Source organism: Mesorhizobium sp. M7A.F.Ca.MR.176.00.0.0 (genome assembly GCF_004023165.1).
In the GTDB taxonomy this organism is placed as follows: Bacteria; Pseudomonadota; Alphaproteobacteria; order Rhizobiales; family Rhizobiaceae; genus Mesorhizobium.
Map to the genome: position 1 here is coordinate 21,164 of NZ_RZTC01000018.1, position 7,786 is coordinate 28,949.

A 7,786-nucleotide genomic window follows, 5' to 3' on the forward strand; every position below is an offset into this window, starting at 1 on the left:
GAGATCGTAAGCCTCGAGATTGCTGGGTCGGTTGCGCGGCGGCGGCGCGCGCAGCCGGCCAAGCAGCGCTTCCACGATCTTGGCCGTCACCTCGTCCTGAACGGCAAAGATATCCTCCAGGCCGCGATCGAAGCGTTCCGCCCACAGATGATCGCCGCTCACCGCGTCGACCAGCTGTGCGTTGATGCGCACGCGCCCCGCGGCGCGTCGTGCGCTGCCTTCCAGCAGGTAGCGCACGCCAAGATCCCCGGCGATCTCGCGCACGTCCATCGCTTTTCCCTTATAGGCAAAGGTCGAGTTGCGGGCGATGACGAACAGGCCGGAGATCCTGGACAGGTCGGTGATGAGGTCTTCGGTCAACCCGTCCACGAAGGAATCCTGCTCGGGATCGTTGCTGAAATTGACGAAGGGCAGCACGGCTATCGATGGTTTGTCGGGCAGCGGCAAGGGTTTTCGCTTGGCCTCGCCGAGCTGTTCGACGGCCCCCGTGAAACGGTAGCCGACGCGCGGAACGGTGGATATCCATTCGCCGTTCTCGCCGACAGGACCAAGCAGCTTGCGCAACTGCGCGATCTGGACGGTGAGGTTGCCTTCCTCCACGGCCGTGCCCGGCCATGCAGCGTCCATCAACTCGGCCTTCCCCAAGATTTCACCGGGCCGCCCGACGAGTGCTGCAAGCAGGCTCAGCCCGCGATAGCCAACGGCAACGGGGACGTCGTTCCGAAGCAGCGTTCCCGCACCCGGATCAAGCACGAACGGACCAAAGGCAAAACGCGATCCCTGCATAGGCGCATCTATAGAGCAATTCCAGGAAAAGTGTGAAGCGGTTTTCTGTTCGGAATTGCGTCAAAACAAAGGGTTAGAGTAGTTTGCCGGTTCCGTGAGCCGGTGAACTGCTCTAGCTCGTTTGGAAGTTTTGAGAACTATTTGGGAGGGCTTAATTACGGCGCCGTCCGTATCGCGCAGAATTCAACCTCATCGAGAGCCCCAGGCCCTCAAACCATATGGAGGTTGCCATGACCAATACACTTGCATCAGCCCAGCGTTGTGCAGCGCGAGCGGGAACGCCCGTGCGGCCGGCATCGCGCCGGCTCCTGAAGACCCTGCGAAGCATCATAGCGAGTTGGCACGATCGGATCTGGCGCGAACGGATACGCTTTCGCTGGCAACTCAGGCAGATGTCGAAGGACAATCCGCATCTGATCGACGATATCGGCCTGACGATACAGCAGGTCGAGGGAGAGATCGCCAAGCCCTTCTGGGAACGATAGAGCGAATGCCGCAATTGCGTCGGGCGTCAGCGCACCGCCTCGCGATGGGCGCCCAAACCGAGGTCGCTTTGGGCGATATGCATCAGAGGGCATCCATATGTACGCCATTGGTAATCTGAGTGCAGCCGGGCAGGCCGAATTGCTCGGCCCACAGACATAGTGAACCTGCTGCTGCGTTGAGCGCCGCGCCGCGTTCTGTCAGCGAATAGACTACCTTCGCTGGAACCACGGAAAAGACCTTGCGGTCGACAAGGCCGTCCGCCTCCAGTTCTCGCAATTGTTGCGCCAGCATCTTTTCACTGATGCCAGAGAGCGCCTGCTTCAATCGACCAAATCTGCGCGACGCCGTTCCGAGCTCGCAAAGGATATCTACTTTCCACTTTCCTTCGACCATCCTGACGGCCGCTGCAAAGCCATTGTCCGCGGAATTGTTCATCGCGCGTTCCTTACCTTCTGGTGACCACTTACGCCCGGGTGCGTATCGCGCGCCGCTCGTTTTGACATACCTCTCAAGACGATCACAGCAAAACGCGGTCTGACGCCGCCAATTGATATGGAGTGTGGAATGAAGCTTTCAATCACGGTTATTGGAACGGGCCGTATGGGCTCGGCGCTCGCCGGCAGCCTGCTTCAGTCTGGATATCCGACGACTGTCTGGAACAGAACCAGACAGAAGACCGATCCACTCGCCAGGCTGGGCGCAATCGTCGCGTCCTCCGTGGAGGAAGCCGTGAACGCAGGCGAGATCATCATTGTGAATGTCAGCGACTATGAGGCGACAAAAGCGCTTCTCCACAGTGACGCCATCGCCTCAGCCATTCGCGGCAAGCTGATCGTGGAGTTGACTTCCGGGACGCCAAATGGCGCACGGGAAGCCGCTGAATGGTATAGGGAGCACGGCGCAAGCTACCTTGATGGCGCGATCATGGCGACGCCGGATTATATCGGCACGGACGCCGGAACCATCCTGCTTGCCGGGCCAAGGGCGGCTTTCGACACGAACCGCGATGTGTTTCGCGCTTTGGGTGGCAATGTTCAGCATGTTGGCGAAGAACCAGGGCGTGCGAACGGGCTCGATAGCGCACTACTGGCTCTCATGTGGGGCGCTCTGTTCGGGACGCTCCATGCGATCGCCGTGTCGCAGGCCGAAGAGATCGAACTCGGTGAACTGGCGCGGCAGTGGTCCGCGACGGCACCGGTCATTGACGGCCTGGTGACCGACCTCATCAAGCGGACGAGCGCTGGCCGATTTGCCAGCGATAACGAAACGCTCTCGTCGATCTCGGCGCACCACGGCGCAATGCAGCATCTATTGGAGTTGATGCAGTTCCGCGAAATCGACCGTTCAATAGTCGATGGTTATGATGCGATATTCAAACGGGCCATAGCGGCGGGCCACCTGCACGATGATTTCGCCGCGCTCTCGCAATTTCTGGCGACAGGGAAGTAGCATGCCTTTGACGCATCTCATCGATAAGTATTGTGCATCGTGGTCCACCGAAAACGCCGAGAAGCGGCGGGCGTCGCTGTTATCGATCTTGAGCGATGGCGCGACGTATACCGATCCAACCGTTCACGCCGTTGGTGCCGAAGAACTTCTAGCCCACATTGCAGGAATTCAGAGCAAGTATCCGGGTGCATGCATTCTGCGGACCAGCAACGTGGATGTTCATCACGGCGTTGCGCGCTTCGCGTGGAAGTTTGTGATGCCTGACGGTTCGTCTTTGCCCGAGGGCCTGGACATCGCTTTTCTGGATGAGGAGCAGAAACGGATAACGCGCATCATTGGCTTCTTCGGTTTGTTGAAACCAGCTCGATCTCTGGCAGAGGGCGGCGTCAGCTAACCGGTCAAGAGCTGACATTCGAACATGTCAGCGCACCGCCTCGCGGTGGGCGCCGGGCAGGCGGGTGGCGATCAGCTTGTCGATGCGGCGGCCGTCGAGATCGACCACCTCGAAGCGCCAGCCCTGCGCGTCGACGCATTCGCCGGTCGCCGGCAGATGATGCATGTGCGACAGCACATAACCGGCGACGGTTTCGTAATCGCGGTTTTCCGGCAGGTCGATGCCGAGAATGTCGGCCATCTCGTCGGCCTGCATGTAGCCGGCGAGCAGCCACGAGCCGTCCTCGCGCTTGACCGCGTTTTCCTCATCGCCGGCGTCGGTGTCGGCGCGGAACACGCCGGTGATGGCTTCCAGAATGTCGGCCGGGGTGACGATGCCTTCGAAATGGCCGTATTCGTCATGCACCAGCGCCATCGGCACGTCGGATTCCTTCAGCTTCTGCAGCACATCCAGCGCGTCGGCCTGGTCGTAGACGATGGGGGCTGCGCGCACATGCCTGCGCGGGTCGAGAACGCGGCCGGCAAGCAACGCGGCCAGCACGTCACGCGTCTGGACGACGCCGACCATGACGTCGACGCCGCCGTCGCCTGCCGGCAGGCGCGAATGCTGGGTTTCCATGAGCAGCTTGCGGATGGCCGCCTCGTCGGATTGCAGATTGATCCAGTCTACTTCGGTGCGCGGCGTCATCACCGCGCGCACGGCGCGGTCGCCAAGCCGCATGACGCCGGCGATCATGCGCCGCTCGTCGGATTCGATGGTGCCGTGATGCTCGGCCTCGGCGACCAGCATCTTGATCTCCTCATCGGTGACCTTCTCCTCGCTTTCGCCGCGCTGGCCGAGCAGCCACAGGATGGTGCGGCCGGAGAAATCGAGCAGGAAGACCAGCGGCGCCGAGACGGTGGCGAGGATGGTCATTGCCGGAGCGACCCTGGCGGCGACCCGCTCGGGGTCACGCAACGCGATCTGCTTTGGCACCAGTTCGCCGACGATCAGCGAGAAATAGGTGATGATGGCGACGACGATGCCGACGCCGAGCGGATCGGCGACGGTCTCGCGGATGCCGGTCGAGGCCAGGAAATGCGCCAGCCGTTCGCCGAGCGTGGCGCCGGAAAAGGCGCCGGAGAGGACGCCGACCAGGGTGATGCCGATCTGCACCGAGGACAGGAACTTGCCGGGATTGGAACCCAACTCGAGCGCGCGGCCGGCGCCATTGATGCCGCGGTCGATCATCGCTTTCAGGCGGGCCGGTCGCGACGAGACGATGGCAAGTTCGGACATCGACAGAAGGCCGTTCACACAGATGAGGACGACCACGATAGCGATTTCTACGTATAACATGAGCGGTCAATAGCATTGCGGCGCGGTCTTCGAAAATAGTCCGACGTGATTTTTGAGAAATGACCGGCATTTCGGTCACGCGGCATCCCAGGGCGGCGTCGAAAAATGTTCGACGAGGGCGTCGACGACAACCCGTACCTTTGGCGTGAGCGCGCGCGTTACCGGCCAGACGGCATGCACGACGATGTTCTCGACCAGGCAGTCCGACAGCACCATTTCGAGATCGCCGCTTTTGAGGCTGTCGGCGGCCAGCCATGTCGGCAGGAAGGCGATGCCGCAGCCGGCGAGCGCTGCATCCAGCATCGGTTCGCCATGGCCGAGAACGAGTCGCGCCTTGGGCATGAAGGTTGCGAGATGGCCGTCGGAATGCCTGATCACCCAGGGCCGGACGATGCCCTCGCGACCGTAGCCAATGACGCTGTGATCGGCGAGATCCTCGACCGATTGCGGCCGGCCATGCCTGTCGAGATAGTCGGGAGCCGCGCATATGGCCGAGCGCTGGGCGTAGAGGCGCCTGGCCGCAAGCGACAGGCTGTCGTCGAGTTCGCCCATGCGGATCGCCAGGTCGATGCCCTCCTCGATCAGGTCGACGCGGCGGTCATTGAAGGAGACTTCCACCGTCAGGTCCGGAAATTTCCTCGAAATCTCGAACAGCACGGGCGCGACGCAGCGTCGGCCGAAGGCCAGCGGCACGTCGATCCGAAGCCGGCCAGACGGGACCTGACGGCGCGAGGCAAGCAGCGACTGTGCGGCTTCGATCTCGGCAAGGGCCCGGACGCAGGCTTCATAATAGCTGACGCCTTCGCTGGTCGGGCTGAGGCTGCGGGTGGTGCGGTTCAGCAAGCGAACGCCGAGTCTCTGCTCCAGCTGCGCGATCGATTTGCCGATCGCCGACTTCGTCACATGCAGCCGCTCGCCGGCTCTGGTGAAGCTGCCGGCCTCCACCGCCTGTACAAACGCGACGATGCCTTGCAGGTCGGCCGTTTCCATGGCGATTTCCTATTGTCGACTTTTGATCCGCAATCAGTGTCAAATTATACCACACCGAAGCACTATTTTCTATAGTCGAAAGGCATAAATGTCTCGCCTGGCATCAACGCACGGAGCGCGACACGACATGAGCACCCCAATCAACAGCCCCTGGCAGATGAGCGGTTTTGGCCTGTCGAGGCTAAGCCAGGTGGAAGGCAAGGTGCCCGGGCCAGGGCCGCACGATTTGCTGGTGCGGACCAAGGCCGTGTCGCTCAACTACAAGGATAAGATGATCGTAGACGGCGTGCTGATCCCCGACCTTGCCTTTCCCTTCGTGCGGACATCCGACGCGGTGGGTGAAGTGGTGGCCGTCGGCAGTGCGGTCAGCCGCTTTCAGGTCGGCCAGCGCGTGCTCGGCCAGGTGATCGCCGATTGGCCGGATGGCGACGCACCGCCGGTGCTGCATAAGCACACGCTGGGCTCGTCGCTGTCGGGAATGCTTTCCGACCATGTCATCTTCGGCGAGGACGCCGCGGTGCTGGCGCCGCCATCGCTCGGCGATATCGAGGCCGCGACATTGCCGATCGCGGCGCTGACAGCCTGGTTCGCCATGGCGGAAGCGACCAGACCGGTGCCGGGCCAGACCATTCTGATCCAGGGCACCGGCGGCGTGTCGCTGTTTGCGCTGCAGTTCGCCACCGCGTTCGGCCTGCGCGCCATCGTCACCTCAAGCAGCGATGAAAAGCTTGAGCGGGCGAGAAAGCTCGGCGCCTGGCAAGGGATCAACTACCGCACGCAACCGGCCTGGGATGAGGCCGTGCGTGAGCTGACGAATGGGCTGGGCGTCAACCACGTGCTGGAAATGGTCGGCGGCGATAATGCACGGCGATCGCTGAATGCGCTTGCCGCCGACGGTCGGCTGTCGATCATCGGCCTGTTGGGCGCGATGGAGCTCAGCTTCCCTATCATGCCCTTCATGCGCAACCGCATCACCGTGCAGGGCCTGTCGGTTGGCCATCGCCGCGCCTTCGAACGTATGAATCAGGCGATCGAGGCGCTGGCGATCAAGCCGGTCATCGACAAGCTCTTTGGCTTCGACGAGGTGCCGCAAGCCTTGCAGCATCTGGAGAAAGGGCCGTTCGGCAAGATCGTGATCACCACGAACTGACTTTTGCGATGGTCAGGGCAACTGCTTCAACACGCCGACAATTGCCTCGCCATCCGTGAAATAGGGATCGCCGCCGCCATTGCGTCCCGTACTGGTGGCGCCGACGCCCGATATATCGCTGGTCGAGATCAGCGTGCCGGCGGTGGCCAGGTCGCGCATCAGGAAATCGCGCTCGGCGTCGATGTCGGGGCCGATATGGTGGGTGACGGCGCCGGTGTCGTGGCTGAGGCCGACGCCGCGATCGAAGCTGGCCGAGCCCAGCCACAGCGGCCGGCCATCGTCGCCGCTTGCATCGGTCTGCCAGAAGCGGACATGATGCCGGCGGTCGGCGCTGAGGCCCTCCGGCTTCTCGAAGGCGAGATCCTGGGCGCGGCCATCGAACAGCAGCCTGCTGACCGGCGCATCGGGGTAGGGGTGGTCGAACAGCACGCTTTCACCAATCTCGATCGCGGTCTTCAGGGTCACGGCGTCGGCGGTGTCCCAGCCGGCGACGGCGAAGGCGTGCACTACTTCCTTTCGCGTACCGACAAGACCGACATTGATGGGATCGCCCGGAATGCCTTGTGGCGTGTGCGTCACCATCTCGAAGCTGTGCTTGCGAAAGCCGCGATCGCGGAACGTCCAGAATTCCGGTGCGGCGAAATAGGCGAGCGCCAGATAGGCGGCCAGCAAGGTCGCCACCCAGATTGCAACGCGTCGCCGAAAACTTCGCTGGCTCATGAACGCCGCCCGATCCGTGCGGTATCTGTTGCCTGACGGACCCTGGAAATCAATGGCCAGCAGCGCGCCGCCGGTCTATCGTGGGCATCGTTTCCTCGCGGGGGCAGCAATGGAGCGGAAGCTGGCAGGCCGCAAGCCAATGGCGTTGACCGCCGAGCTTGTCGCGCAAGTTGAGCGTGTCGAGCCTGATCCCGGGCCAGAGCCCGGAACCAGCGAGCACACCGATGCGGAGTTCGATGGCCTGGTCGACAAGCTGCTATCGCAGCATCGTCCCGAGACGCTTTGGGTCTTTGCCTACGGGTCGTTGATCTGGAACCCCGAATTCGCCCATGTCGAGCAGCGCCCGGCCACGGCGCCGGGATGGCACCGCTCGTTTTGCCTGAAACTGACCCGCTGGCGCGGAACCCGCGATTTGCCGGCCCTGATGCTGGCGCTCGATCGAGGCGGCAGCTGCAACGGCATCGTCTATCGGC

Annotated in this window: 9 protein-coding genes and 1 pseudogene (1 of these 10 only partly in view); 5 read left to right on the forward strand and 5 right to left on the reverse strand. The window is 62.4% G+C overall.

All coding sequences use genetic code 11. The annotated features are described in order from the left end of the window. Positions 1-786, reverse strand: a 786-nt coding sequence (locus EOB59_RS36090; RefSeq protein ID WP_245486575.1) for a winged helix-turn-helix domain-containing protein, incomplete at its 3' end; no start/stop codon positions are given. A gap of 230 nt (positions 787-1,016) precedes the next feature. Here EOB59_RS36090 and EOB59_RS08805 point away from each other — a divergent pair. Next, positions 1,017-1,271 carry a DUF1127 domain-containing protein gene (locus EOB59_RS08805; RefSeq protein ID WP_127398419.1) on the forward strand — a complete coding sequence of 85 codons (255 nt, stop codon included), beginning with the start codon at positions 1,017-1,019 and terminating at the stop codon, positions 1,269-1,271. Positions 1,272-1,353: 82 nt separating this feature from the next. On the opposite strand, the gene EOB59_RS08810 is transcribed toward EOB59_RS08805, so the two are convergent. Continuing rightward, positions 1,354-1,707 carry a winged helix-turn-helix transcriptional regulator gene (locus EOB59_RS08810; protein ID WP_127270482.1) on the reverse strand — a complete coding sequence of 118 codons (354 nt, stop codon included), beginning with the start codon at positions 1,705-1,707 and terminating at the stop codon, positions 1,354-1,356. Between the two features lie 129 nt (positions 1,708-1,836). Here EOB59_RS08810 and EOB59_RS08815 point away from each other — a divergent pair, with 129 nt between their 5' ends. Both EOB59_RS08815 and EOB59_RS08820 read left to right on the forward strand, forming a co-directional pair. After that, the gene (locus tag EOB59_RS08815; RefSeq protein ID WP_127398417.1) at positions 1,837-2,721 is read left to right on the forward strand and encodes an NAD(P)-binding domain-containing protein; all 885 of its coding nucleotides are present in this window, start codon (positions 1,837-1,839) and stop codon (positions 2,719-2,721) included. 1 nt (position 2,722) lies between these two features. Beyond that, a complete protein-coding gene (locus EOB59_RS08820; RefSeq protein WP_127809565.1) occupies positions 2,723-3,115 on the forward strand; it encodes a nuclear transport factor 2 family protein in 393 nt (130 codons plus the stop codon). 27 nt (positions 3,116-3,142) lie between these two features. On the opposite strand, the gene EOB59_RS08825 is transcribed toward EOB59_RS08820, so the two are convergent. Further along, complete coding sequence (locus tag EOB59_RS08825; RefSeq protein WP_128288188.1) at positions 3,143-4,453, reverse strand: hemolysin family protein; 1,311 nt, start codon at positions 4,451-4,453, stop codon at positions 3,143-3,145. Positions 4,454-4,528: 75 nt separating this feature from the next. Further along, positions 4,529-5,443: a LysR family transcriptional regulator gene (locus EOB59_RS08830; protein ID WP_127398337.1), complete on the reverse strand. Its 915-nt coding sequence runs from the start codon at positions 5,441-5,443 to the stop codon at positions 4,529-4,531. Between the two features lie 127 nt (positions 5,444-5,570). On the opposite strand from EOB59_RS08830, the gene EOB59_RS08835 reads away from it, so the two are divergent. Next, a complete protein-coding gene (locus EOB59_RS08835) occupies positions 5,571-6,593 on the forward strand; it encodes an NAD(P)-dependent alcohol dehydrogenase (protein ID WP_128288189.1) in 1,023 nt (340 codons plus the stop codon). A gap of 12 nt (positions 6,594-6,605) precedes the next feature. On the opposite strand, the gene EOB59_RS08840 is transcribed toward EOB59_RS08835, so the two are convergent. Next, a complete protein-coding gene (locus tag EOB59_RS08840) occupies positions 6,606-7,313 on the reverse strand; it encodes an LssY C-terminal domain-containing protein (RefSeq protein ID WP_128288190.1) in 708 nt (235 codons plus the stop codon). Between the two features lie 109 nt (positions 7,314-7,422). On the opposite strand from EOB59_RS08840, the pseudogene EOB59_RS08845 reads away from it, so the two are divergent. Continuing rightward, positions 7,423-7,786 (forward strand): annotated as a pseudogene (locus tag EOB59_RS08845) (gamma-glutamylcyclotransferase); its annotated part runs 363 nt beyond the window's last position; the annotation flags it as partial.

What these genes read in the sequence shown, in the direction of transcription:
- EOB59_RS08805 (WP_127398419.1), top strand. Translation starts at nt 1,017, where the DNA reads ATGACCAATACACTTGCATCAGCCCAGCGTTGTGCAGCGCGAGCGGGA.
- EOB59_RS08810 (WP_127270482.1), bottom strand. Translation starts at nt 1,707, where the DNA reads ATGAACAATTCCGCGGACAATGGCTTTGCAGCGGCCGTCAGGATGGTC.
- EOB59_RS08815 (WP_127398417.1), top strand. Translation starts at nt 1,837, where the DNA reads ATGAAGCTTTCAATCACGGTTATTGGAACGGGCCGTATGGGCTCGGCG.
- EOB59_RS08820 (WP_127809565.1), top strand. Translation starts at nt 2,723, where the DNA reads ATGCCTTTGACGCATCTCATCGATAAGTATTGTGCATCGTGGTCCACC.
- EOB59_RS08825 (WP_128288188.1), bottom strand. Translation starts at nt 4,453, where the DNA reads ATGTTATACGTAGAAATCGCTATCGTGGTCGTCCTCATCTGTGTGAAC.
- EOB59_RS08830 (WP_127398337.1), bottom strand. Translation starts at nt 5,443, where the DNA reads ATGGAAACGGCCGACCTGCAAGGCATCGTCGCGTTTGTACAGGCGGTG.
- EOB59_RS08835 (WP_128288189.1), top strand. Translation starts at nt 5,571, where the DNA reads ATGAGCACCCCAATCAACAGCCCCTGGCAGATGAGCGGTTTTGGCCTG.
- EOB59_RS08840 (WP_128288190.1), bottom strand. Translation starts at nt 7,313, where the DNA reads ATGAGCCAGCGAAGTTTTCGGCGACGCGTTGCAATCTGGGTGGCGACC.